Raw genomic sequence first — 23,951 nt, 5'->3', positions numbered from 1 at the left:
CAAAATGTTGTTATAACACTGACTTTAAAATATTTTTCACTTAAAACCTTAACTTATGGCAAATATTAAAAATGCAGTGAAGCTAGGCGTGTTTACCCTGGCTATCATGAACGTTACGGCAGTAGTATCATTGCGTGGGCTACCAGCCGAGGCCGTATACGGAATGAGTTCGGCCTTCTACTATCTTTTCGCGGCGATTGTCTTCCTTATCCCGACATCGCTCGTAGCAGCCGAACTGGCAGCTATGTTTCAGGATAAGCAAGGTGGTGTGTTCCGATGGGTAGGCGAAGCCTACGGCAAAAAACTGGGATTCCTCGCCATCTGGGTACAATGGATCGAAAGTACGATCTGGTATCCTACCGTATTGACATTCGGTGCCGTATCCATCGCCTTCATCGGAATGAACGACGTACATGATATGTCGCTGGCAAACAACAAGTATTACACCCTCGTCGTAGTTCTTATCATCTACTGGCTGGCTACATTCATTTCTCTGAAAGGTATGAGCTGGGTTGGTAAGGTAGCCAAAATCGGTGGTATGGTAGGTACGATTATTCCGGCCGCTTTGCTGATTATATTAGGTATTATCTATCTGGCAACCGGAGGACAATCCAATATGGATTTCCACAGCAGCTTCTTCCCTGACTTTACCAACTTCGATAACGTCGTCCTTGCTGCCAGTATCTTCCTGTTTTATGCCGGTATGGAAATGGGCGGTATCCACGTAAAAGACGTAGAAAACCCTTCCAAGAACTATCCGAAAGCAGTATTTATCGGTGCACTGATCACTGTTCTTATCTTCGTATTGGGAACCTTCGCACTGGGCGTTATTATCCCTGCCAAGGATATTAACTTAACTCAGAGTTTGCTCGTCGGTTTCGATAACTACTTCAGATACATTCACGCTTCCTGGTTGTCACCGATCATCGCTATCGCTCTTGCATTCGGAGTGTTGGCAGGTGTACTGACATGGGTTGCAGGTCCGTCAAAAGGTATCTTTGCCGTAGGTAAAGCAGGTTATATGCCTCCGTTCTTCCAGAAAACAAACAAACTGGGTGTACAGAAGAATATCTTGTTCGTGCAGGGTATCGCTGTGACTGTGCTGAGTTTGTTGTTCGTCGTTATGCCTTCCGTACAGAGTTTCTATCAGATTCTGTCACAGCTGACAGTGATTCTTTATCTGATTATGTATTTGTTAATGTTCTCCGGAGCTATCGCACTGCGTTATAAGATGAAGAAATTGAACCGCCCGTTCCGTATCGGTAAGTCCGGTAACGGTTTGATGTGGTTCATTGGTGGTCTTGGCTTCTGTGGTTCATTGCTCGCATTCATTCTGAGCTTCATCCCCCCCAGCCAGATTTCTACCGGTAGCAATACCGTTTGGTTCTCCGTATTGATCATCGGTGCATTGATCGTAGTCGTTGCTCCGTTTATCATCTACGCATCCAAGAAACCGTCTTGGGTAGATCCGAACTCTAATTTCGAGCCATTCCATTGGGAAGTTCAGCCTCAGGCTGTGACTGCCGGTGTTACTGCCAACAGTGCAAATGCCGCTCGTCCGGCTTCTGCTTCGACATCGTCTGCAAGTCCGGTCAGTTCCGCTACTGCCAGACCAGCAAGTACCCCAACTTCCGGCCCGGCAAGCGCAGGCTCTACAACCTCCGGTTCTACTCCGACAAGCAATCCGGCTCCTTCCGGTGGAAATACCGCAGCAAGCAACGGATCGCCAAATTCCGGAATTAAAGATGCGGGTACACCTAAATCTTAAAAGCTAAACATATTGTTTACATAAATAATCCCACCTTGAATCAGGGAATGCTCAAGGTGGGATTATTCATATCTCATCATTTGTTATTTCTTTCTTCGTAACCAAAGGCAAGATGAACCAAAAAGTACTACCCTTACCGACTTCCGATTCTACACCGAATCTTCCCCCAAAATTATGAACAATCGTTTGGGAAAGCGTCAGTCCAAGCCCCGTTCCCTGCATTTCCCGATCAAGCTTCGTAAAACGGGAGAATATCTTCTCCTGCTCCTCCTTCGGAATACCAATACCGGTATCCGATACATAAAAATAGACTTCATCCGTACCTTCCATACGGCATCCGAAACGGATTTCACCTGTTTTAGTAAATTTCATCGCATTGTGAAGCAAGTTCGTCAATACCTGAATTATACGCTGTTTCTCCGAATGCATCATAATCGGTTCCAGATGTGCTTCACAGACCAGTGCCACCAAAGGATTCTCATTCAGCCTCATTCCGAAAAGTCCTTCCAGCTCCCTCAGTAGATCATTAGCATCAAACTCCGAATATACAAAGTTCAACACGCCTGCATCTATTTGCGAAAGATCGAAGATATCATTTACCAGTCGCAATAACCGCTCATTATTTTCAGAGATAATATCGGTATACATCTTCTTTTCCTCCTCGCTGGTAGCAGTAGCCATCAGCCCCGAGAATCCGACAATGGCATTCAATGGAGTACGGACTTCGTGACTCATATTGGCAATAAAGGCAGACTTAAGTTTGTCGGCAGAAATCGCATTTTCTCTTTCTACATCCAGCAGGCGCTGCATATTTCGAAGTTCCGTCACATCATAAACTGTCAGCACCATACGTTCTTCACCGTTTATTTTCAGATAAACGCCCGAAACAGAAACATCACAGGGAATAACCGTCTTTTCATCCTCACTTAAAAGTTGCATAGAGGCATCCAGTTTCTTAAAGCTTCTCTTCTCATAAAAAGCCTTGCTTATGAATGTACGTATGCAGCACAATTTACACTGTTCATGTTTTCCACATTCTCCGGCTGCTATCGCATTTCTGCAATGCAATAAATCTCCGACTCTTTTTATTTCTCCCTGCACAGGAGTCAAATGATTCAGTGTATAATAATTGGTATTGTGAACGATAAAGTCTCTGTCAATCAACAGATAGTAAACGTTTATATTCTGTAGGATGGAAGTTAACTCTTTGGATTCATGCAACATTACAGATGTTTCCGATATCATTTTCTTCTTAACCGACTGATACTTAATCAGTAGATAAATGAATGCAGCTAATAAAACAACTGTAACAAACTGTAATGTCATAATAATATATTCTATTGTTTGTAGTGCCCTGATCGTTTTGACTCGTAAAAGTATAAAATATACCGAATAAATGATGCTACATTTGCATATTTATTCTACCTAAAAAGAAAAGTTCTTTTCTTTCTCCCTAACTAGACGAAAAATTCTCTCTAAGTTATTGCAGTATTAAAAAATATACTTATCTTTGCACCCGCAAACGAGAAAGGTGCCATAGCTCAGTTGGTAGAGCAAAGGACTGAAAATCCTTGTGTCCCCGGTTCGATTCCTGGTGGCACCACTTTTAAAAAGCAAAACAATATTAATCCCTGATTTTTTTCAAAATTCAGGGATTTTTCTTTTTCTGGAACAGGTAAAATCAATAGGAATGAGAATCAACATAAATATGGTACCATTCTGCAATTGATTTTGGTACAGCATTTATTCAATCATCATCTCATGTTAAGCAACAGCTTTTCGCCCACTTTTAAATTCATTTAATGAACAAACTTTTTCTATAGCAAATATGTTTTCTAATATCCTAAATGAATGATAAATAAAAATGTTTCCATTAGGCATTTTTTCTGTATGACAAAGGACTAATTTTATAAAGAGACAGATAAATGCTCATTTGTTATATTCATTTATTTATAGTTTTATATAACAAATCATGTAGATATGGCAACAATAAAAATCAAATTCCGTACCTCTTCCGTAAAAACAAAAGAAGGCGTATTATTCTATCAAATCATTCATGCCAGAGTAACCAGGCAAATCAATACCGGCTATAAAATTTTTCCTTCAGAATGGGATAAGCATTTGGCTTGCATCATTCTTCCGGACAATAATGACATAAGACGACGTTTTCTCGCTCAACTAACAAGCCAAATAGCAGAAGACATGCATAGACTGAAAAATATCATTTCAAAGCTTGAACATTCGGGCAATCCTTTTACCTCCGGAAAAATAATAGAGCTATTCCGTATTCCCCCCATCAATAAATACAGTTTTCTATCATTCGCACAAGATCTTATTGTACAACTAAAACAAATCGGCAAAGAACGCACTGCCGAGTCTTATGCCTCAGCATACAACAGTTTCAAGCGTTTTATGGACAATAATGGTGACGTTCTACTTGAAGATGTAAATTCCAATCTGATGATAAAATATGAAATATACCTTAAAAACTGCGGTGTCTGTCCAAACAGTTGTTCATATTATATGCGGAATCTCCGAGCAATATACAATCGTGCTGTAGAAAAAGAGTTAACACAACAACAATATCCGTTCAAGTATGTATATACCGGTATTGACAAAACAGTAAAACGAGCTGTATCTCTAAAAACAATTCGCCAAATACAAAATTTAGATCTGAGCACAAACCCTTTGATGGATTATGCAAGAGACATCTTCATGTTCTCGTTCTACACCCGCGGAATGTCATTCATTGACATGGCATATCTGAAAAAGAAAGATCTGCAAAATGGAGTTCTGTCCTATCGCAGACATAAAACCGACCAACAATTGTTCATTAAGTGGGAAAAGCCCATGCAAAAAATTGTCGATAAATATAACACTATAGAAAGTCCTTATCTACTACCTATCATCAAAAATAACGGTAAAGACCCAAGAAGAGAATATAAAAATGCCTCACATTTGATTAATAGAAAACTGAAGGTAATAGGACAAATGTTAGAGATCCCCGTCACACTAACAACATATGTCGCCCGCCATGCATGGGCAAACATTGCCAAGAGTAAGAATATCTCTATCTCGGTTATTAGCGAAGCTATGGGACATGACTCCGAAAACACAACACGTATTTATCTAGCCTCGTTAGACGCCTCCATAGTGGATAAAGCAAACAGTATTATACTTAAATCATTATAGTATACAAAAAAAGTATTGGTAGGGCTGACCCAAAAGTCAGCCCTGTTTAGTTTTCCAATACTACATTATTAATAAATAAGATTATCATGGCTCTACACAACGGATAAAACATGCATCACTTTTAGGTGTTTCTATTTTATTTTCACCAGTAAGAGTTGCGTAAACATTACTTTTAGAAATCAGATTAAAATCAAAAGAGAAATAATTAATATCCCACGCCATAATATCACTTTCTCCATCGCGTCCTGGTGGATACACCCGCTGTAACCAATAGATAGCCCCCGGACGCATATACAAATCATAAAACAAAGGTTTCTCATCACCTGCCGTCATATTGAATTTATCACTACGTCCAGCAGAATAACGGAGTACAACTGCATTCTTTGTCTCACCATGTATATAGCCCTGACCAGTAACTACGCCCTGCCAATTTCTCATATCACCATATCCTTGTTTTCTATGTCCATAGCCTGACGCTCCTATCGGAAAGAATAGATTCCGTCCATTCGTTTTATTATATATAAAACAACCACGCATACCATATGTGCCGGAACTGCCATAACGATATCCGTATATTTCATTGATATCGGAAAGTGTTTCCTCAGCATCATCACCATAGAGTACACCATAGCCCATTTCTATATCCTTGCTTTTATACAATACATTATAATCATCGTAATTGGCAATTTCCACTTCTTTTCCATTGATTCTAGGCTTTTCAAAAGGGGTATTAAAAGGCTGAGATGTGATTTCATCCCACAATTTAGTAGTCTCTTTTCCAGCAATCTTTAGTGGCTTGGCTTTATCATCTTTAAAGTCTTTCGGCTGTACTTCTATCCAATATTCTTTCTCATGCTTATTACTTGACGCATCAATTGGCTCATTCAGATTTCCCCACTTAAACAATGACCCTTCTTCTACTGGCGAATCTGTTTCCTCCGTAGCAGTTTTCATATTAAACGTATGCCAAGCCCGTCCTTCATCAAGCAAAGCTACAGGAGCATAGCCCTGGCGGACAAATATAAGGTGATTGCAAGTATTGTTGTGATAGCTGACACGAATAACGGCATGGCGGGATTCATTTTCTGTACATGTACCATTGAAAGTAATTTTGAAATCAATTACTGAACCGGAAAGCCCCTTAAGTGTACCATGTTCATCTATACTCGTATACTTGTTACTACTACTTTTTTCTAACTTCACAAATCCTTCGTGTGTTGTCGCTGCAACAACAGCTTCCCAAGCCCCCTCGGAAGTAAATTCTTCGAAATTTGTAGCATTCTCCCGTGCCAAACGTTTTAAAACGACATGGAAAGGCTTGTCATTATTATGCCGTCGATATATTCCTTTAGGATTGACTACGCGACGTACCTGGAATATATCAACTATTTCTGTTAATGGCTCACCCTGCGATAAAGTAGCGGTTATTTTTATTTTTGCCTGACGCCGGTAGGCTACATATGGATTATTCCCGGTATAACTAGTTTTTGCGATCATCTGTTTCGCACGTGTATATAAAGGTATACTCATATGAAGTATATTCGTCCCTCTTCTTTACGCACAGAATAATTACCATATTCAGTATCTTCGTGAATGCCTGGATCTACGGCATATTCGCGATTTCCTCGTTGAGTTCGGTTATAGTATTCTTGGTTGCTTTCTGCATAAACAATACCCGAGCCTTCACTAGCATCTTTTTCTGTTGTTGTAAGTATGGTTGCAGTAGTACGGCGCAAAGAAAGAAATCCATTCCATACATTCTTGCCTTCCAAATCAAAATGATAATAATCAAAATTATTAGCATCTGCACCAATAGGCGCCCAACCATTGTTGACTATTTCCGCTTTCACACTTTCCACTTTCGCATAACCTGGATTTATTTTTATAGGCAAATCCATCGTTCTGTTATATAAATAGGAAATATAATAGGGATTAGGCACCTCAATACCTGGTTCCGGTTCAGCATATTCGATATGCCAGTCTGCATCATTTGCAAAATTTTTAAATTTCAATGTAAGTTTATAGTGATGATTACGTTCGGCATCATAGTTTGTTGTAATGTTTTTGCCAAGCATAAAACGGTATTTAATATCACCACTACCTACTTTTTCTTCATTAATAGAACGATAATAAGCGTCTACTTCAATATATGTACCATAAGGCACGTTATCTTTTGGCCTATATTTTGAATAATCTTTGTCCGGCTGTTGCAGATGAGGAGGTAATCCGGGATGATCCAGTTCTCCATCTTTATCTGCATCCTGGCGCTTATCATATGGCTGGTCTCCCTGCATATTCTCAAAGAAAAACAAAGCATCAGCTGCCTCTTCGTGTCCATATTTAAAAGTTCCATTTTCTTCACACGGATAATAAGCTCTTCCCGTAGCTAAACGCACCGGATAAGATTCGTCAAATGCAGGTGGGGTAGTTCCTGTATAATACTTTATAATTTCTCCGTCTTTTATTAAGGACGATTGTTCATTTTCACTTGGTGTGTTTGTTTTTCCCAAGTAGCAATTAACAGGAATATCCTTTATCTGAACCGATTTCAAGTAAATAAAAACTCCTTCTTTCAATCCACTGGCATCATAAGCAATGGTTACTTTGGAAGCTGCGCGGCGAATCCATGCATGCAATTCCATATCTTTCTTGTTTATAGCTATCCGTGAAGCTTCCGTATTGCGGTTAGCACCCGCAGGTGTATTCTCTTTTATTGTGAAGTAGCCAAACATCTGATGGTTTTTAGTAGCTTTTGTCACTTTTCCATCAGTAGTTTCTTCTGTCGAGAACCAGTTTTCTGCTTCCCATGTCAGATTAATCGATTTCAGTTTATCGACTGTTTGTATATTATCTTTTTCCGATTCAGCCAAGTTACCCATATTTGCTACCGCATACATGTAATAATAGCCGTAAGGAACTTGAGCTAACTTGAAGGTAGCCCGCTTGGTTTTGGTTTCCGCCGTTTTGTCTCCTTCCGCATCTGCGTCTGTACGGTCAATATCATCAACATCGAATTTATCTGTAGTTTTCGTTGAAGCAGTACCTTTCGGAAGAAGATAGTACGATTTCACCAGATTTCCTTCCTCATCATACAGCAACACACAAAGATCATTGATGTCTTTGATTACATCTCCTGCCGTACGAGTGTTTACATCCAGAGCCGGCCGAAGAGGAAGAAACTCTACAGTAGCACTCACACTGACTTCTCCTTCCGGCATTCTTTCGCCTTCGTTGTTCAGCCAATCATCTGTACAGGCAGTCAAGACAAATATCAGCATACCTGTAAGACTATAAATAATGTTGCGTTTCATATTTTCCTGTATAAAGTTATTTAAGGAAATCTTTCCTTTCATTTTTTATAATCCGAAATCGGGTTCTAGTGTGATTCCGGTATAAGGACGCACATCTACTATGCAATCCATTGCATGTTCATTAATTGTGATATTTACCACCACATGTGTATTTCGCGGCAACTGTGGAAGATTTGGCAAGTAACTTTTCAATTCTGTTCCGTTGACACCCAAAGTCAGCAGATAAGGGTTTTCCTTATTGTTGTCATCACTATGCTTCCCCTCCAACAGGTAAATCGGTTGCTCATTGGTTTTCGTATTTTCATCTCCCGGGAGTAGTTGCCCTTTAAACAACGATGACGCATCATATGTATAATACCCTTTCAAAGTAGGAACATCAAAACTATTTATGTCCCAGAACTTTGTTCCCTCCGTCGTTTCTCTCTCTATATATGTAGCATTATGCGGCAAGTAATACTCCCTTTCCGCCATTTTATCAATAGTCAGTTTCGTGATCTCTATGGACCGGCTGCTTTCATTCGTCATATTGAAAGTAAATTTAACAGCTGCTCTCGTTATGGAAAGCTCACGTTCACAATCCTCGGCAGGCACATCTACCATATAAAGTCCACTCATCGGCAACGGCCCGTCGATTCGTTCCGTATTACTGCCTAGCCGAATGGTTAGGTTGGATATATAATCCGTAAAGAATAAGCTTCCGGGCTGAATTTTCTCAAAATCGCACTCTACCAATTTACGTTTCGGAAAAAATCCCGTTGTCTTTATTTCCGTAGCTTCATTTGCAAACAAATAAATTCGTTTCTTTTCGTTTCCGATAACCTTCATCGGCTCGCTATAACAATCAGTAGATGCAACCTCCAAATTGTAAATCCGGTTATGTTCCACTATATTATCATTGTTACGTACTACAATAATACGCAACGTTTTCATCTTCTCATTATCATTTACCGGAGACTCTGGATAGATATCACTGGCCCGTGTACCCGATTGCGATATGTCAGACAGGGCAACGCTGATATTAAGATTCACTAACGGCACTCCCCTGTCAAACATTTCACTATCTGCATCATGAGCACACCCCCGAAAAAGGAGAGAAATAGCCCATGGTATAATGATATATGCGATTTTCTTCATTGTCCTATATCGTTGATTCTGACAGTCCAATCGTTTATCTTAATATAAGTTTTAATCCATTCAAGATTCGGGCTTAAGAAGAATATCATTGACCATTCACTTTCACGATCGAGAAACTCCTGCGAATCCATGCTTGCATACAGATCACTCTTAAGCATAAGCAAATAGTTAATAAGTGGAATATTGATAATTTCCACACCATCTGCTTTGCGACGCACCGTCAGCTTAGGCGAGTACCAGTCACGCACCATCAACCGTGAAGTAGATAGTTCGGCATAAGCTACCACCACTTCTCTTCCCTCATCAGTGAATCCTGCCGAAGCTTGCCCTTGCGCCCATGGAGTGTATGTCACCATACCATTCTCAAGCAAATTATTATCGTAACTGAACAGTATATTATCATCGGTAATTTCAAATTCAAATTTCTTATCATCTACCGGCTCACCATTCATTTGTTGCAACACAACACGAATATTATTGGTGTTCTTCATCATCTCAACGGTGCCTTCACTGTAAAGGTCGGCAGTTGCGAGAGTAAGTTCACCCCAATACAAACCATGCAAGTTCTTTCGTCTGGGATTTGTCAAGCATTCCGAATCCAGTTCCACTTGCAAATCGGTATATCCAGTTCCTTCTCCGGGTGTATACTTCATAAGGAAAGAGCTCTTATTACAAGCCAGACCACCATAAGCTACGAAATGATAATTTCCTTGTTTGAGGTCCAGCTTCATGCGATAATTCTCGTCCTGCAACTCCGTACCCGTCACTATGCGAGTATCCACATAATTGCCATTTTCATCATAGACCAGCAATGTCAGACAATCCACCTTCTTAGCAAATGCATTGGCATATTCCATATTGTAGTCGTAAATGAAGCGTAGTGACACGCCATGCGGACATGGAGCAAGATCTTCATAAATACGTTCACACGATGAAAAGGCAAAATTTATCAGTACGATGCCAAGCACCGTACTGATAAACCCTGAAATTATATTTCGTTTTTTATTATGCATCTTTGGTTTCTTAAAAATCGATATTATTGACACGAACCACCCAAGGCAATACATCTACCGAAACTGTCAGATAAATATCACCTCGCTCATCCGGAGTATCAGGGCCTGGGTTATCAGGGTCATTATCTGAAATACGTGGATGCCCAAGACGGGAAATGTTAGTTACAGCAAGTTTATAAACATTGTTGCGAACTACAGCAAACTCCATCGGAGCCATTTCACCTTCCACACCATTGTCATTGTGGCGATTCCAATAATAATAGTAGCAATAATAGCCCCAACCACCGTCTTTGTCCTCGCTTGACTGATAGATGGTTATGCCGGCATCAGTAGCTGCTTGTCTGAAATCACTGAGATAAGAACCTTCAAGTGTTTTGTTGTTTCTGTCCCAAGTGTTCCATTTAGAATTAGCACTACTTTCATCTTGAGGGCTAGCATCCCCTTCCTCACCTGTACCACCGGTACCATATACAGCCACATAAAGCGGATGAGAACGACTCCATGTTTTGGTCTCTTTGTTGTATGCAACAGCTTTCACTGCTTTTCGCACATTTGGCCAACTTACATACAAATTGCCGCCAAACATATAAATAATCGGATCTTTATAAGAATCACGCTTCAAATCAGAAGCAGTGTAATTAATAACTTCTGCCAAGCGCTTGAGATCTTCGTCAGAGCTATTAGCAGCATCTTCAGTAGCTATCATTTTTCCTTTGAAAACAATACCGGTTGTTATACCGTTTACCTGTCTGTCAACCGGTCCCGGAATTGTATTCTCCGTTACATATCGCCATATACGATAATCACCATATTTGTTACCAGTATTCCAGCTATTATCTGTATCTGCTTCACCACCAAGAATGTTAGATAATAAATGTGTGTTCCATTGATCTTGCTTTGTATTGTCTATTGAGCCGTCAGCTTGAAAGAGAGGGTAATTAAAATACTCACTTAATCTTGCTGTCTCAATGCCTTGATTCTTCTCGGTTGCCCACACATCCACGACATAATTACCAACAAGATGAGTTTCCCCACCTCCCGCAACGGTAAACCAGGGCTTTTCCGGGCTGCAAAGACTAGCTTGTGCCGGAAGTCCATTATCAGATACCCGACGCAAATAATAAAAACTATTATTCATATTCACCAAAGCCATTTTACCTAATTGAACGTTTACAATGTAAGCACCAGGTGTTCCGTCCGGTGCAATATCTTGTACAACCGGATAGGTATTGCCTTCCTGAGGACGTATATTTTCAGGCAAACTACGACTACCATCTCTAAAATCGAAACGTGCCATTGCGCGTTCTACTTTCACTGCACCACCTACACTGTTGTCTACTTGTGACAAACTTCCCGCATTGTTTATTCCGGAAAGATTAAACGGAGTAGCTTCATTATATAACAACCAGTCATTCATCGTATTAGGAAGCAAGCGTTTGGCTATGGAATAGTTGGACATCAGGAAGCTGCCACCTTCATTCTTGCTCCATATCTTTCCTAATTCCTTATCGTCACCCTTGCAAATTGCATTATACCATGTCGTATTCTTATATTCAGTTTTACTGATAAGTTCTACCAATTCATCTGTCGGGTTACAAAATATAAATACATTCACTTCCTTTTTATCAGTTGGTGTTTCTGTATCATTATAGAACTGAGACAACTGTGTTTTAGTTATTTCGGAAGTTCCGATATAAGCCTGTTTATTTGCGGATTGTTTCATCTTGTCCGACATGTCACCAAAAGCAATGAATGCATTATCCGTGCTGCGGGCAAGTACCACGTACATTCTTTTCACATTGTTCTCATAATCTTTACCGATTTCGACACCAACATTGCTGCCACCACCTTCAACCGTATTACTACGCGAACCGGGTACAGACGGCATAGTTACCTGTACTGTCATGTATGCCTTATCTCCCTCATAAACAGTAGGGTCAAATTCTGTTTCACCTAGTTTATCCTCAGCACAACCTGCTGTGAGAACTACGGCAAAAAGGCATAAAAAATACTTGCTAATTCTTTTCATAATCTGCAACTTTGAATGAATTAATAATTTCTATGTTTTTATATTTAGATCCTGTTAATGTTTTATCTCTTTTATTTGCTTTAACATCTCCTCCGCATCAGCCAGCCCCCTATGTGCAGCTTCAGTAAACATTTTCTCTGCCATATCAAACTCCTTCTTCAAGGCAGCATATGTTCCCCGACCATAAACAGCCTGAGGTGAGTTTCCAGCTTTCTTCAGATAATATTCCGCATTCTTCATATCCCCCCTGTCCATTGCGGCATTTGCAGCATTCAGATTAGCAACTTCATCATCAGGGAACATACGTACAGCGACTTCGAATGTTTCATTATATTCTTCACTCCCCAGTTTCATATCCTGTGCAGCAAGATACATCTCGTTCAAACTTAACTTCTGTGGCTGTGTCTTAATCAGACGTTTGATTTCGTTGATATCAGTATAGGTACGCACTTCATATTTGACTGCATAGTCTGAATGACGAAGCCCCGGATAAACCTCTTTCAGTAAGAATGCATAATCTTTGGGAAAGGCAGTCTTGATGCTACGTTCTTTTGCATCTGGTTCCAGGTTACTGCGGATTAATGCCAGAATACCTGCTTTGTTTTCGAGATACGAGTTTTCTACATAACGTTCAAGTCCTGCCCAATCTTCCGGCTCGTAATCGGTAATGAATAGTGAATCGGCAAAATCGTACTGTTTGCGTACATACTCTTTCAGTGTTTTCGTTCGTCCCATCGCCAGACGTTCATTATTCGAATAGGGACTTTCAGGCGAAGCATATCCTTTAATGCTGACAGAGATAATCCGTGTATCCACATCATTCTTCACCGCATCAATAGTATTAAGTATCTTTTGCAATTCAGTCGGATTACGACGATAATCCTCATGAATTTCTGTTCGATTCACAGGAAAGTCAATATAAGCCGAACCTTCCAGTACATTAATTTTCGGTTCTGCTTTCGGACGAATGTATACATAGGCAGGCACAAATTCTTTCGGCTCCAACTGAAGTACCAACAGAGGCTCGTTGCCATCAACAAGTGCCTCGCCGCAACAACCGCATGTTTCATTGCCCGTACTGAGCATGGCACGTTTCATCCAATCGGCATAAGGTACGACTGTACGATATTTGACCACAGATACTTTGTTTTTTTGATAAAGCATCACATCATCCGTACACAAGCCATTGCGTAGATGATGATAATAGCGGTTGCGACCAGCTATCATCACCGAAGGTAAGTTCAATTCATTACCTTCTCCTGACAATCTAGGCGTAAGAATCACTTCACGGTTACTTTTTACACTCAATGCCGAAACATCAATATCCATTGATACGAACAATTTATCTTCCGAACGAGACACGGCAAGGTCAGATACTGTCACATTACCGCCCATTATTGTTTGAGCCTTTGCTCCCATCATCAAGAGTAGGAATAGCAAACTACTACAAAATATTTTTGTTGTTCTATTCATATCCGTAATTTGTGTGATTTAAAAAGTATATATAAGATTGACTGCCGCTTTTGTAGGTCCAACATAATTATGCGATTTTCCATCGGCTATTTTTGTACCGCATTGGGTACAGGGATAACTGTCGTAGCGAGTATAAATCCAGCCCAGACCTAACTCCGCTTCCAAATTCCAACGTTTGTTCAATATCCACGCATAACCATAAGCAATACCACCACCGGCAAACCAACCTTGATAACGACGATCAGAAAGCACAGATAAATCTGTTCCAAGAAATGAAATATGATTGTTCAGATTACCAATGTTATACTGCCCACCCAAAGCATGAACACCAACAAAATGACCAGCGAAACGATCACAAAACCAATAACGCCCTTCTGGTTGTAGAAGCCAATGTTTCCACTTACGCTCATGTGAAAAAGTCCAGCCATTATAGTTGGCGGAAAGATCAAATGTCCATTTCGGAGCAAGGCCAACTTCTATTCCTGCATTAACAGTTGCAGTAACATCATACAATAAATTGCTTTTGATTGCTACTTTCTGACAATGTACTTCTGTGCAAAGAAGCACAAAAATCATAATTGCATACAGTTTCAATTTGTTTTTTTTCATATATATAAGTATTATATATTACTAAATTCACACATACACGCATACAATTCGAATCCTATTTATCCTATATATCGGAAATAGAAATATTTTAGACATACGTTATATATCAAATCAATGTTACATACATCTTTTCAACACCCCTATATATATGAGTAGAAATAAATGACATTTCAAATATATCTCTTCCTAAGAGAAGTTTCCAATCTGTAATATAATTGTAATTAATTGAATTTCAACGAATAATGAATTAACTAGAAATATGTATAGATTACAAAGTTTTGCAAATCCCCTAGTTTTTAATAGTTTAGCTAAAAAAAGTTTATATTTTACATTGTCATTTACAATATTTTATATAATTTTGCAACAGATTGGATACATCTCTTAGGAAGAAAGGTACTTAAATTGTATATATACTAGAACTAAATATCCGCATATATTCAATTTTGCATATTGCCGATATACCTAATAATGAATATTTCAGTTTCTCATTAGGAGATAAACTCTTTGTCTTAAAAGTCAGCACTAAAGAGAAGAACACGGGATATAGCTTTGTTCTTATCATTATAAAAGAATACATTATGAAGTTCCCTCCAAAAAATATTCCTATAGTATTTGGATAAATCGAACCTTTTCCATATCTTTGCACCGTCAAAAAAATAAGAGCAATATAGGTTAAACATTTAACATATATACAATCTATTTCTTTGACTATAATGTGATAATAATTGTATTGTTAATCAGAGTTTTACGAATAAAAATTTTCAAAGCTCAATTTTCAGCAACATCACATTCAAGAGCGGAATGTAGCGCAGTTGGTAGCGCACTACGTTCGGGACGTAGGGGTCGGGCGTTCGAGTCGCCTCATTCCGACAAGATAAGGGTTAGCTTACTGAGATTCAGAAAGTTAATCCTTATTTTTTAAAACAGCCGGGACGAAATCGGGACGGCGGGTATGAAGTACTGATCATCCATCGGATAATTCAATAATCAATTTCTTTTTCGTTCGATTCCTCCCTATTTTCAATTTAATTTATTTGCACGCCAATAGATTCATTTATATCTTTGTTACCAATATTTCATTTAATCCCATTAATTCATCAACCTATTACATCATGAAAAACAGATTCCACCTTTTAGCCACAGCGGTAGTTTCCTTGTTATGTGTTAGTTGTGCAGAAACTCAGGTTTCTCAGTCCGGAAGTGAAAAAGCAGTCAATCCCCCTATTATGGGTTGGAGCTCATGGAACGCTTTCCGGGTAGATATCAGTGAAGATATTATTAAGAATCAGGCCAACCTGATGGTTAAAAAAGGTCTGAAAGACGCAGGATATCATTATATTAATATTGATGATGGTTTCTTCGGCGAACGGGACGGCAATGGAAAGATGCAGACCAACAAAAACCGTTTCCCGAATGGCATGAAACCGGTTGCCGACCATATACATAGTCTTGGAATGAAAGCCGGTATTTATACAGATGCCGGCAACAACACTTGCGGTTCTATCTGGGACAACGATCATGCAGGAGTAGGTGCCGGTATTTACGGACATGAGCAACAAGACGCCCAACTCTATTTCGGCGACTGGGGATTCGACTTTATCAAGATAGACTATTGCGGCGGAGATGTACTGGGCCTGAATGAACAGGAACGCTATACTTCCATCCGGAACAGCATCGACAAAGTAAACAAGGACGTCTCTGTCAACATCTGCCGTTGGGCTTTTCCCGGCACATGGGCAAAGGATGTAGCTACTTCATGGCGTATCAGCGGTGACATCAATGCACATTGGGGGTCATTGAGATATGTGGTCGGCAAAAACCTATACCTGTCTGCCTACGCCAAAGACGGGCACTACAATGATATGGATATGATGGTCATCGGTTTCCGCGACAACAGCAAAGTAGGAGGAAAAGGACTTACCCCGACAGAAGAAGAAGCTCACTTCGGCTTATGGTGTATCATGAGCTCGCCTCTGCTGATCGGATGTAATCTGGAAAGTTTGCCGGAATCTTCTCTTGAACTGCTGACAAACAAAGAATTAATCGCTCTGAACCAAGACCCGTTGGGCTTGCAGGCATACGTAGCACAACATGAGAACGAAGGCTATGTACTGGTAAAAGACATCGAACAAAAACGTGGTAATGTACGTGCCGTTGCTCTTTACAATCCATCGGATACTGTTTGCAGCTTCTCCGTACCTTTCTCGGCACTGGAGTTTGGCGGGAACGTAAAAGTACGTGACTTGGCAAAACGCAGTGATTTAGGAAATTTCTCTGATGTCTTTGAGCAAACGCTTCCTGCACACAGCGCTATGTTCCTCCGCATGGAAGGCGAAACACGTCTGGAACCGACATTATATGAAGCAGAATGGGCATACCTGCCAATGTTCAATGATCTTGGCAAAAATCCGAAAGGCATCATATATGCCGCCGATCAGGAAGCTTCCGGAAAAATGAAAGTAGGTTTCTTGGGCGGACAACCGGAGAATTACGCAGAATGGGCGGAAGTATACAGCGCAGACGGCGGACGTTACCAAATGACGGTTCATTATTCATTCGGCAAAGGGAGACAACTGGAGATAGATGTCAACGGCATCGTAACCAAAATCGATTCACTGGGAGAAGATGACAAGCACAATCAAGTCACAATCCCCGTTGATCTGAAAGCCGGTTACAATCATATCCGTATGGGCAACAGCTACAACTGGGCACCGGACATCGACTGCTTTACGCTTACCAAAGGAATGTAACAGACTGAAAAACAGCTAAACGTGACAATAAAAAAGGAGGAGCTAAGATCACTCTCCACTCCTCCTGTCACGACAAACAACTAAAATTATTCACTATTTGATGCCATCCAATGCCCTTTTAGCAGTAGCATTAGTGGAGTCTATAGCCAGAATTTTGCTCCAATACTCCTTCGATTTTTCTTTATTCGCCATTGCTTCCGCTTTCAGTGCCGGATTTTCAATAGCCAACAAGTAGTAATATCCAAGATAACTGTAGCACTCAATCAAAGCTGAATTATAATGAGGATCATTCTTGCTTTCCAGCAGGGTGGCTACCTCCTCATAGAAAGGCTTCGCCAGTCCAAGAGTCGTTTCAGGGTCAAGTGCGGAATTGGCACGTGCCCTCCAAAAATTACCCAGGTAGCTGTCCGGTGCTGCTTCTGCGATGGAATGGAAAACAGAATCAGCAGCCATCAAAGCCTGCTTGCGTTCTTCAGCATTGATTGTCAGCGAATCAGTCTGCGTACCTGCACCATAATAAAGTCTGCCAAACTGGAATTGTAAATCCGGAGTCTGATGTTCTTTATCAAGGGATGTATAATATTTCTGGTAAGCACTGATTGCTTTTTTATAATCATTCTTCTGTTCATAAGCAGAAGAGATATTTTTGTATAAGTCCGTCTTTGTCGGATCTAATTGTATGGCTTTCTCATATTGTCCTACAGCTTCATCATATTTCTTCAGAGCTTCGAGCAAATGCCCGTAATACATATAGTCAAGATATGAATAATCAGCCTTGTCCGATTCGGTAAAAAAAGCATCCGCCGCTTTTATTGCTTCATCAAAGCGCTTCAGGTCTGTATAATTATACATTGCCAGACGATTGAACGCCGCGTGACGCGCATTCTTTTTCAATCCCATATTCGCCACTTCAAGTGACTTCTCGAAGTCATGGTTCAGGAAGAGGGCAAATGCATATTTCACTAAATCCTCTTCTGTCGCTGTCGGTCCCATCGCAAAACGCGAATAAGCTTCGGCGGCTTTACTAAAATCATTCTTCAAATAATAGATTTCGGCAAGTTTCTTATCTACGGCTGTGTTGGACGGTTCCTGGGCTTTCAGCTGTTCCAGTTTTTCAATGGCCAGAGCAGCATTGGCTGATTTATAAATATCCGCATATCTCAGATATGCTTCTGTGCAACTCGGATCGAAATAGATAGCTTCTTCATATTTCTGAGATGCCAGACCGGCGTTTTTCTGCTCAAAGGCGATGTCTCCCTCCAGTACGGAGGCAAGAGCCGATTTGCCATTCACTTTTTTGGCAAGAGCAGCATACTCCTGTGCTTCCGGAAGTTTTCCGGCTTTCAGATATACCTCGCCGATAGCCACCAGAAGTTCCACATTCTTTTTATTCTTTCCTTTTATCAACTGTTCAGCTTCCTCATTGGCCTGAGCCGGATTCGTCTGAATGGTTTCTTTCAATTTTGCAACTCCTGCCTGCCATTCGGCATCAGATGATTGCGCATAGAGCGACCCAACTGCTATAAACGCTCCAGCTAAAAACATTTGTACTCTTTTCATGATAGTCTCTAATTTTAGTTATTATTCGTCTTTCACATGGACAATACGCACTGGCTGAGTAGCCGGAACAAGTCCAGATTTTAATATAATCCGCTGCCCTTTGTCGGATGTCATAAAAGAAGCGAATCCCCAAGGCAGCGCACTGCGAGGATCATTCAGTAATGCGTAAATGGGTCGTGCCAATGGATAGTTACCATAATACAGGTAAGCCTGATAAGGCTTATAACTGTTAGCAGGAGTAGCTACATCCTCCGCACTCACTGCCATTACTCTGATTTCCTCGGTGAAAGAAAGGTTGGTGGTGTCGCTGCGGTTGCCCAGCCAGTTCACACCAATGACTCCCATTGCTCCGGGGTTCTCTGCTACATACTTTATCACCTGCTGATTGGTCTTCAAGGCACTGACATTGTCAGTAGCCAGTGGTTTTCCACCACAGATAGAATCCATTGTATAGCGTACAGTGCTGGAGTTTTTATTATCGAACACCACCTGAATACTCTTCAGGCGGGAGTTCGGATTTATATCCTTCCAGTCTTTCGCCTCACCAGTGAGGATGCGGCTGAAATCCCGTACGGTCAACAAAGAATCCGGATTGTCCCGGTTGACGATTAATGCCAGACCATCTGTAGCCAGCTTAATCTCGCGGGGAAAGAACTTGCGGCTGTGAAAGGAATTCATTTCTTCCTCAGTCAATGTCCGGGTTGCAATAGCCAACCGGACACTGTCTTTCAGAAGTAAATTAATAGCCTCGACTTCCGTCGTGTAGCGAGGAACAATTCCGGCCAAAGGATACAGACTTTCAAACACATCTATCTCTTCCTGTATAATAGGCTCAAAACTTTCATCCGCCGCAATAGATATCACCCCAGACGAATACGTATCCGTCGGTCCATCCGATTTGGAACGGCAAGCACTCAACACCGCCAACAAAACGATTCCTACCAGCCAAAATTGTCTCTTCATCATCTTACTGTAATCTAAACATTACCGGAACGGTGAATTTCACACGTACCGCTTTACCATTTTGTTTACCAGGAATCCATTTCGGCATACTTTGTACCACACGCACGGCTTCTTTATCCAAGTAAGGGTCTACACCACGAGCTACGTGCACATCGGTGATAGTACCGTCACGCTCTACCACAAACTGGATAATAACGCGACCTTGTGTTCCATTCTCCTGCGCAATTGTCGGATACTTGATATTTTTTCCAAGGTATGACATCAGTTCCTGCTGTCCACCGGGGAAGGTCGGCATCTGCTCTACCATATCAAATACTTTTTCCGGTTCTGCAGCCTGTGTCACCACTTGCTTCAGGTCAGCAATATCGGCTCCGTTGGCTTCGTCATTACCTTTTACGTCGGCAATGGAGATTGCCACTTTGGTAGAAGTCAATTCTTCCTGACTCTTGATCTCATCGTCTTCGTGCACCTCTTCATCTTTCTTGATAACAGGGGCAGTAAACTTAATAGAACTCTTCAATGCAGGAGGGGGAGGTGCAACCGGTTCTACCCGTTTCATCTCTTCCTGTTTGATTTCCGGTTCTGCCAATTTCGACAAAGTTGTTACCTCTGTCATTACTTCCTTTTGCTCCGGGGTTGCCAACTTAAGCAGCGTAGGGATAGTAAATCCAACGATTGCTATCGCCACCACAATCAGCATTGCAATAGTATGCCGTCTGGGTGAATTGGCACGCATTCTATATGCGCCGTACGCTTGATTCTTGCCTTCAAAAATCAGCTGACACCATTCCGAAGAAGCTAAATCTAATTTTGCCATTTTACTTTCTTTTTTTAGGTGTTACATCATTTATCGGCCAAGTTCTGTGACAGTTCTCCCTTAGCATCATAATTCTTAATCAGGAACTCATCAGCTTCGGCAATATCCGTTATCACATATTTACCTATATTACATATCTGCATCTCGTCCAATGCATCAATCAGATTCATATAAGAAGCATCATCCGTCGCCTTGATAATGACGGTCGGCGTATTTTTTCCGCTTTTTATTTCGGAAACCTTCTTTTTGTATTCGTCATCTGTTATCTTCAGATCGAGCTTCTGTTGTTTCAAAGCTCTTACCTGATTAACAGCTGCAGCATTTTTCTGAAGAAGTACGGCACGTAACCCGTTTGCCCCGTAACTAGTCTCTTTCAATGAGGTGTAATCCTTGTAGTTAGGCTCTCCCTCATAGTAATAGAGCTTGTTATCGGCTCCCAGCAATAATGTAATTGCCTGAGAGGCTTTCACCATACTCTTTTGTTGTTCAGTTATATCCTTGTCATTGCTCGGCATGCTTATTTCCATCGTCTGAGGCTTGCTCAGCGTGGTACAAAGCATAAAGAAAGTAATCAGCAACATGTTCATATCCACCATCGGGGTAAAGTCTACCCGGACAGTCATTTTCTTCTGCTTGCCTTTTCCTCTTTTTCCGCTGCTCTCTTGTACTTCAGCACTCATTGTCTTTCCTCCCTTTTAATTTTCAGATTCTGCTTTGAGAGAAGTAATCAGATTATACCGATTTTCCCGCAAATCCTGAAGTGAGTTCATTACGTTCTTTATCACTGAGTATGGAGTTGAAGCGTCCGCTTTAATAGCAATTCGCAGATCAGCATTGGCGGCACGTGCATTACGTACCCACGACTTGAACTGATTATCGGTACTATCACAAGGAATTCCTTCATTCTTCAGAATTTTGTCCCGTTGATCTTCCGGGAGGTCAAGGAATTTCTGCATACTTCTGATAGGCACTCCAAACGTAGAAGCCACTGTGAACCTCTTTGCCTGTTCCGGAGTGAACTTGATGCCATACTCTTCACCCATACTCTCCAAGACAGCCTGCATATCCTGCTGCTTGTCGAGACTCATAAATATTTTTCCTTCCTGGTCAACCAGAATCTGGAGTACATCTGTCTCCGGAATCTTGATTTCCGATACGGAGGCTGGAGTGGTAACCTGCACCGGCTCCTTCTTCACAAATGTTGATGTCAACATAAAGAAAGTCAGAAGCAATACAGTTACGTCACTCATAGCGGTCATATCTATGAACGTATCTTTCTTTTTAATTTTCGCTCTACCCATGATTAATAGATTTTAAAGGGTTCGCCAAATTAATGAGTAGCTGCAAAAGTCTGCACGATAGAGAATCCGACTTCGTCGAGTCCGTAAGTCAATTTGTCAATTTTGTTAGTGAAGTAGTTGTAAGAAATAACAGCCAGCGCACCTGTCAAGATACCGAAAGCCGTATTGATCAAGGCTTCAGAGATACCTTGTGACAAAGCCATAGAGTCGGCACCACCACCGGCGGACAATGCGGCAAATGAACGGATCATACCGATTACAGTACCGAGCAATCCCATCAATGTACCCAAAGTAGTAATTGTAGCGATAATCGGAAGATTCTGCTGCATCATAGGCATTTCCAGAGCAGTTGCTTCTTCCAGTTCTTTCTGGATAGCCAGCAGCTTTTGTTCTTTAGGCAAAGCAGTGTTCTTTTCCATTTCTTCATACTTGCGCAAAGTAGCAGTAACTACATTGGCAACAGAACCGCGTTGTTTGTCACAAATCTCTTGTGCTTTCTTAAGGTCACCGGCAGCCAGAGCTTCTTTGATGTTAGCTACAAATTTAGCCAACGAGCCTTTACCGAAAGCAGAACGAAGAGCAAAAAAGCGTTCAATACTCAAAGCGAGTACAGTTAACAACAGTGTCTGAATAACAGGCACAATCACACCACCTTTGTAAATGGTACCCAACATGTTCAATGGATGGTTGTTAGGGTCATTGTTCATAAAGTTAGACGGATTTCCCAACAGGAACTGAAAAATACACACTGCTACAATGAAACAGCAGATGATTACGATACCGGCATTCTTTATACCTACAATCTGAGACTTTTTAGTAGTTTCCATAATAAGTTTTTTTGTTAAGATATTAATTTTAGTTATTTAGAAAATTTTCAAATGATTAGATACACTGCGCTATAGACCCTGTGACTTTTCAAGAATGAAAGTCACACAGCTTCATACAGGGTACGAAAAAGTAAATAAGATGGGATAAGTAATTAAATAAGGATACGTCTTAGAGCGAACACGTAGTAGTCGCTACAGATAATGGAGTAATGTGGATCCTTATCCGAATAATAGGATTTACTTTGATCTAATACAAGTGAGTTTTCTCTTAACAAGAAGAACTTATACATAACGTCTTTAAAGAAATCATTGGATTCAATGATTCTACGCAGACGATAATTATTAGAAGATGTTTCTGTTACTGATTTAAAGCCTAATTCTACGTCAGAAATAGACAAAGACTGGGATGATCTGTCATACCCCAGCGAACGAGTCTTAAATGAAGAATTAGAATTCGTATCGGAAGTTGATTCAGACAACTGACAAGAGCATTCGTTCTGAGAAATACATGAAGTGATATTCATAGCATTTCCACCTATGCTATATGATAGCATCAGCAGAACAATCGCTAATATGAATCTCACAGAACCTTTCATGATATTTATTTTAGTTGTTTATATCGAATTCTCGTATTTCGGCGACAAATGTAGCAATTAAATATATCCGTTTGTCGTTATTCACATCATTTAAGCATAAAAGTTTAACTCTATTATTGAAACAACGTACAAAGTGTTTTGTTCTCGCAGTTTGTGATTTTATGTGTTAAAAGTAGTTAGGCATACATACGTTTTAAAGAAGTCCGCCAAGTTTAATAATTGAGAGAAATATGTATAATCAATAAATCCTCTCCAGTCTTAAATCCGAAAGTATCCAAAACAATAAAGCCCTTCTGGTATTTCTACCGGAAGGGCTTCTCTAAAAATGGCGGCTACCTACTCTCCCACTGTTACGCAGTACCATCGGCGTGACGAGGCTTAACTTCTCTGTTCGGAATGGGAAGAGGTGGAACCCTCGTGCTATAACCACCTGAATTTCTTCAATTGACAATGGACAATTGACAAATGACAATTATCGCAGCTGTCATGATAAGTTATCGACATGATAAAAAGTAATTCAAGTATCTGTTAATCTAATTGTCAATTGTCATTTGTCAATTGTACAATTAAAAAGCTAAAGTATATATCGCGATCCGCACCGTCCGAAA

18 protein-coding genes, 2 tRNA genes and 1 rRNA gene are annotated in these 23,951 nt (G+C 40.6%); 5 read left to right on the top strand and 16 right to left on the bottom strand.

Annotated elements, in window-relative coordinates; translation table 11 throughout:
* The first annotated feature begins 55 nt into the window (after nucleotides 1–55).
* The gene (gene gadC, locus HMPREF9007_RS02235) at nucleotides 56–1,768 is read left to right on the top strand and encodes a putative glutamine/gamma-aminobutyrate antiporter GadC (RefSeq protein ID WP_008763557.1); all 1,713 of its coding nucleotides are present in this window, start codon (nucleotides 56–58) and stop codon (nucleotides 1,766–1,768) included.
* A gap of 66 nt (nucleotides 1,769–1,834) precedes the next feature.
* On the opposite strand, the gene HMPREF9007_RS02240 is transcribed toward gadC, so the two are convergent.
* The gene (locus HMPREF9007_RS02240; RefSeq protein WP_008763556.1) at nucleotides 1,835–3,094 is read right to left on the bottom strand and encodes an ATP-binding protein; all 1,260 of its coding nucleotides are present in this window, start codon (nucleotides 3,092–3,094) and stop codon (nucleotides 1,835–1,837) included.
* 204 nt (nucleotides 3,095–3,298) lie between these two features.
* On the opposite strand from HMPREF9007_RS02240, the gene HMPREF9007_RS02245 reads away from it, so the two are divergent.
* A tRNA-Phe gene (locus HMPREF9007_RS02245) sits at nucleotides 3,299–3,371 on the top strand.
* Nucleotides 3,372–3,748: 377 nt separating this feature from the next.
* A complete protein-coding gene (locus HMPREF9007_RS02250) occupies nucleotides 3,749–4,960 on the top strand; it encodes a site-specific integrase (RefSeq protein WP_008763555.1) in 1,212 nt (403 codons plus the stop codon).
* An 84-nt stretch (nucleotides 4,961–5,044) separates the two neighbouring features.
* On the opposite strand, the gene HMPREF9007_RS28110 is transcribed toward HMPREF9007_RS02250, so the two are convergent.
* The 7 genes from HMPREF9007_RS28110 to HMPREF9007_RS02280 are packed head-to-tail and all read right to left on the bottom strand — an operon-like array spanning nucleotide 5,045 to nucleotide 14,529.
* Nucleotides 5,045–6,490: a hypothetical protein gene (locus HMPREF9007_RS28110; RefSeq protein WP_317197950.1), complete on the bottom strand. Its 1,446-nt coding sequence runs from the start codon at nucleotides 6,488–6,490 to the stop codon at nucleotides 5,045–5,047.
* Nucleotides 6,487–8,271 carry a hypothetical protein gene (locus HMPREF9007_RS28105; RefSeq protein WP_317197951.1) on the bottom strand — a complete coding sequence of 595 codons (1,785 nt, stop codon included), beginning with the start codon at nucleotides 8,269–8,271 and terminating at the stop codon, nucleotides 6,487–6,489. Before HMPREF9007_RS28105 ends, HMPREF9007_RS28110 begins: the two co-directional genes overlap by 4 nt.
* 45 nt (nucleotides 8,272–8,316) lie before the next feature.
* Nucleotides 8,317–9,405: a hypothetical protein gene (locus HMPREF9007_RS02260; RefSeq protein WP_008763554.1), complete on the bottom strand. Its 1,089-nt coding sequence runs from the start codon at nucleotides 9,403–9,405 to the stop codon at nucleotides 8,317–8,319.
* On the bottom strand, nucleotides 9,402–10,418 hold the full coding sequence (locus tag HMPREF9007_RS02265) for a FimB/Mfa2 family fimbrial subunit (RefSeq protein ID WP_008763553.1): 1,017 nt from the start codon (nucleotides 10,416–10,418) through the stop codon (nucleotides 9,402–9,404). Before HMPREF9007_RS02265 ends, HMPREF9007_RS02260 begins: the two co-directional genes overlap by 4 nt.
* Before the next feature lie 10 nt (nucleotides 10,419–10,428).
* Nucleotides 10,429–12,447 carry an Mfa1 family fimbria major subunit gene (locus HMPREF9007_RS02270; protein WP_008763552.1) on the bottom strand — a complete coding sequence of 673 codons (2,019 nt, stop codon included), beginning with the start codon at nucleotides 12,445–12,447 and terminating at the stop codon, nucleotides 10,429–10,431.
* A gap of 54 nt (nucleotides 12,448–12,501) precedes the next feature.
* Nucleotides 12,502–13,920 carry a DUF3868 domain-containing protein gene (locus HMPREF9007_RS02275; RefSeq protein ID WP_032850764.1) on the bottom strand — a complete coding sequence of 473 codons (1,419 nt, stop codon included), beginning with the start codon at nucleotides 13,918–13,920 and terminating at the stop codon, nucleotides 12,502–12,504.
* Nucleotides 13,921–13,938: 18 nt separating this feature from the next.
* A complete protein-coding gene (locus HMPREF9007_RS02280; protein WP_008763550.1) occupies nucleotides 13,939–14,529 on the bottom strand; it encodes a DUF3575 domain-containing protein in 591 nt (196 codons plus the stop codon).
* Nucleotides 14,530–15,326: 797 nt separating this feature from the next.
* Between HMPREF9007_RS02280 and HMPREF9007_RS02285 the strand changes: the two genes are divergently transcribed.
* A tRNA-Pro gene (locus HMPREF9007_RS02285) sits at nucleotides 15,327–15,399 on the top strand.
* A 242-nt stretch (nucleotides 15,400–15,641) separates the two neighbouring features.
* Nucleotides 15,642–17,279 carry an alpha-galactosidase gene (locus tag HMPREF9007_RS02290; RefSeq protein ID WP_032850763.1) on the top strand — a complete coding sequence of 546 codons (1,638 nt, stop codon included), beginning with the start codon at nucleotides 15,642–15,644 and terminating at the stop codon, nucleotides 17,277–17,279.
* Between the two features lie 93 nt (nucleotides 17,280–17,372).
* Here the strand turns inward: HMPREF9007_RS02290 and HMPREF9007_RS02295 are convergent, their stop codons facing one another.
* The 8 genes from HMPREF9007_RS02295 to rrf form a co-directional block, all read right to left on the bottom strand.
* Nucleotides 17,373–18,839: a tetratricopeptide repeat protein gene (locus tag HMPREF9007_RS02295; protein ID WP_008763548.1), complete on the bottom strand. Its 1,467-nt coding sequence runs from the start codon at nucleotides 18,837–18,839 to the stop codon at nucleotides 17,373–17,375.
* A gap of 21 nt (nucleotides 18,840–18,860) precedes the next feature.
* The gene (locus tag HMPREF9007_RS02300) at nucleotides 18,861–19,805 is read right to left on the bottom strand and encodes a substrate-binding domain-containing protein (RefSeq protein ID WP_008763547.1); all 945 of its coding nucleotides are present in this window, start codon (nucleotides 19,803–19,805) and stop codon (nucleotides 18,861–18,863) included.
* Nucleotide 19,806: 1 nt separating this feature from the next.
* Nucleotides 19,807–20,619, bottom strand: coding sequence for an energy transducer TonB (locus tag HMPREF9007_RS02305; protein WP_008763546.1), 813 nt, complete (start codon nucleotides 20,617–20,619; stop codon nucleotides 19,807–19,809).
* Nucleotides 20,620–20,645: 26 nt separating this feature from the next.
* A complete protein-coding gene (locus tag HMPREF9007_RS02310; RefSeq protein ID WP_008763545.1) occupies nucleotides 20,646–21,299 on the bottom strand; it encodes a biopolymer transporter ExbD in 654 nt (217 codons plus the stop codon).
* Nucleotides 21,300–21,314: 15 nt separating this feature from the next.
* Nucleotides 21,315–21,920, bottom strand: coding sequence for a biopolymer transporter ExbD (locus HMPREF9007_RS02315; RefSeq protein ID WP_008763544.1), 606 nt, complete (start codon nucleotides 21,918–21,920; stop codon nucleotides 21,315–21,317).
* A 29-nt stretch (nucleotides 21,921–21,949) separates the two neighbouring features.
* A complete protein-coding gene (locus HMPREF9007_RS02320) occupies nucleotides 21,950–22,747 on the bottom strand; it encodes a MotA/TolQ/ExbB proton channel family protein (protein WP_008763543.1) in 798 nt (265 codons plus the stop codon).
* 152 nt (nucleotides 22,748–22,899) lie between these two features.
* Nucleotides 22,900–23,343: a hypothetical protein gene (locus HMPREF9007_RS02325; protein ID WP_008763542.1), complete on the bottom strand. Its 444-nt coding sequence runs from the start codon at nucleotides 23,341–23,343 to the stop codon at nucleotides 22,900–22,902.
* A 323-nt stretch (nucleotides 23,344–23,666) separates the two neighbouring features.
* A 5S ribosomal RNA gene (gene rrf / locus HMPREF9007_RS02330) occupies nucleotides 23,667–23,777 on the bottom strand.
* Nucleotides 23,778–23,951: the final 174 nt, after the last annotated feature.

Source organism: Bacteroides sp. 1_1_14 (genome assembly GCF_000162515.1).
GTDB classification, from domain to species: domain Bacteria; phylum Bacteroidota; class Bacteroidia; order Bacteroidales; family Bacteroidaceae; genus Bacteroides; species Bacteroides thetaiotaomicron.
This window is presented reverse-complemented; position numbering and strand designations above follow the sequence as displayed.

What these genes read in the sequence shown, in the direction of transcription:
- HMPREF9007_RS02250 (WP_008763555.1), top strand. Translation starts at nt 3,749, where the DNA reads ATGGCAACAATAAAAATCAAATTCCGTACCTCTTCCGTAAAAACAAAA.
- HMPREF9007_RS02275 (WP_032850764.1), bottom strand. Translation starts at nt 13,920, where the DNA reads ATGAATAGAACAACAAAAATATTTTGTAGTAGTTTGCTATTCCTACTC.
- HMPREF9007_RS02305 (WP_008763546.1), bottom strand. Translation starts at nt 20,619, where the DNA reads ATGGCAAAATTAGATTTAGCTTCTTCGGAATGGTGTCAGCTGATTTTT.
- HMPREF9007_RS02300 (WP_008763547.1), bottom strand. Translation starts at nt 19,805, where the DNA reads ATGATGAAGAGACAATTTTGGCTGGTAGGAATCGTTTTGTTGGCGGTG.
- HMPREF9007_RS02280 (WP_008763550.1), bottom strand. Translation starts at nt 14,529, where the DNA reads ATGAAAAAAAACAAATTGAAACTGTATGCAATTATGATTTTTGTGCTT.
- HMPREF9007_RS02320 (WP_008763543.1), bottom strand. Translation starts at nt 22,747, where the DNA reads ATGGAAACTACTAAAAAGTCTCAGATTGTAGGTATAAAGAATGCCGGT.
- HMPREF9007_RS02325 (WP_008763542.1), bottom strand. Translation starts at nt 23,343, where the DNA reads ATGAAAGGTTCTGTGAGATTCATATTAGCGATTGTTCTGCTGATGCTA.
- HMPREF9007_RS02260 (WP_008763554.1), bottom strand. Translation starts at nt 9,405, where the DNA reads ATGAAGAAAATCGCATATATCATTATACCATGGGCTATTTCTCTCCTT.
- HMPREF9007_RS02290 (WP_032850763.1), top strand. Translation starts at nt 15,642, where the DNA reads ATGAAAAACAGATTCCACCTTTTAGCCACAGCGGTAGTTTCCTTGTTA.
- HMPREF9007_RS02265 (WP_008763553.1), bottom strand. Translation starts at nt 10,418, where the DNA reads ATGCATAATAAAAAACGAAATATAATTTCAGGGTTTATCAGTACGGTG.
- gadC (WP_008763557.1), top strand. Translation starts at nt 56, where the DNA reads ATGGCAAATATTAAAAATGCAGTGAAGCTAGGCGTGTTTACCCTGGCT.
- HMPREF9007_RS28110 (WP_317197950.1), bottom strand. Translation starts at nt 6,490, where the DNA reads ATGAGTATACCTTTATATACACGTGCGAAACAGATGATCGCAAAAACT.
- HMPREF9007_RS02310 (WP_008763545.1), bottom strand. Translation starts at nt 21,299, where the DNA reads ATGAGTGCTGAAGTACAAGAGAGCAGCGGAAAAAGAGGAAAAGGCAAG.
- HMPREF9007_RS02240 (WP_008763556.1), bottom strand. Translation starts at nt 3,094, where the DNA reads ATGACATTACAGTTTGTTACAGTTGTTTTATTAGCTGCATTCATTTAT.
- HMPREF9007_RS02295 (WP_008763548.1), bottom strand. Translation starts at nt 18,839, where the DNA reads ATGAAAAGAGTACAAATGTTTTTAGCTGGAGCGTTTATAGCAGTTGGG.
- HMPREF9007_RS28105 (WP_317197951.1), bottom strand. Translation starts at nt 8,271, where the DNA reads ATGAAACGCAACATTATTTATAGTCTTACAGGTATGCTGATATTTGTC.
- HMPREF9007_RS02270 (WP_008763552.1), bottom strand. Translation starts at nt 12,447, where the DNA reads ATGAAAAGAATTAGCAAGTATTTTTTATGCCTTTTTGCCGTAGTTCTC.
- HMPREF9007_RS02315 (WP_008763544.1), bottom strand. Translation starts at nt 21,920, where the DNA reads ATGGGTAGAGCGAAAATTAAAAAGAAAGATACGTTCATAGATATGACC.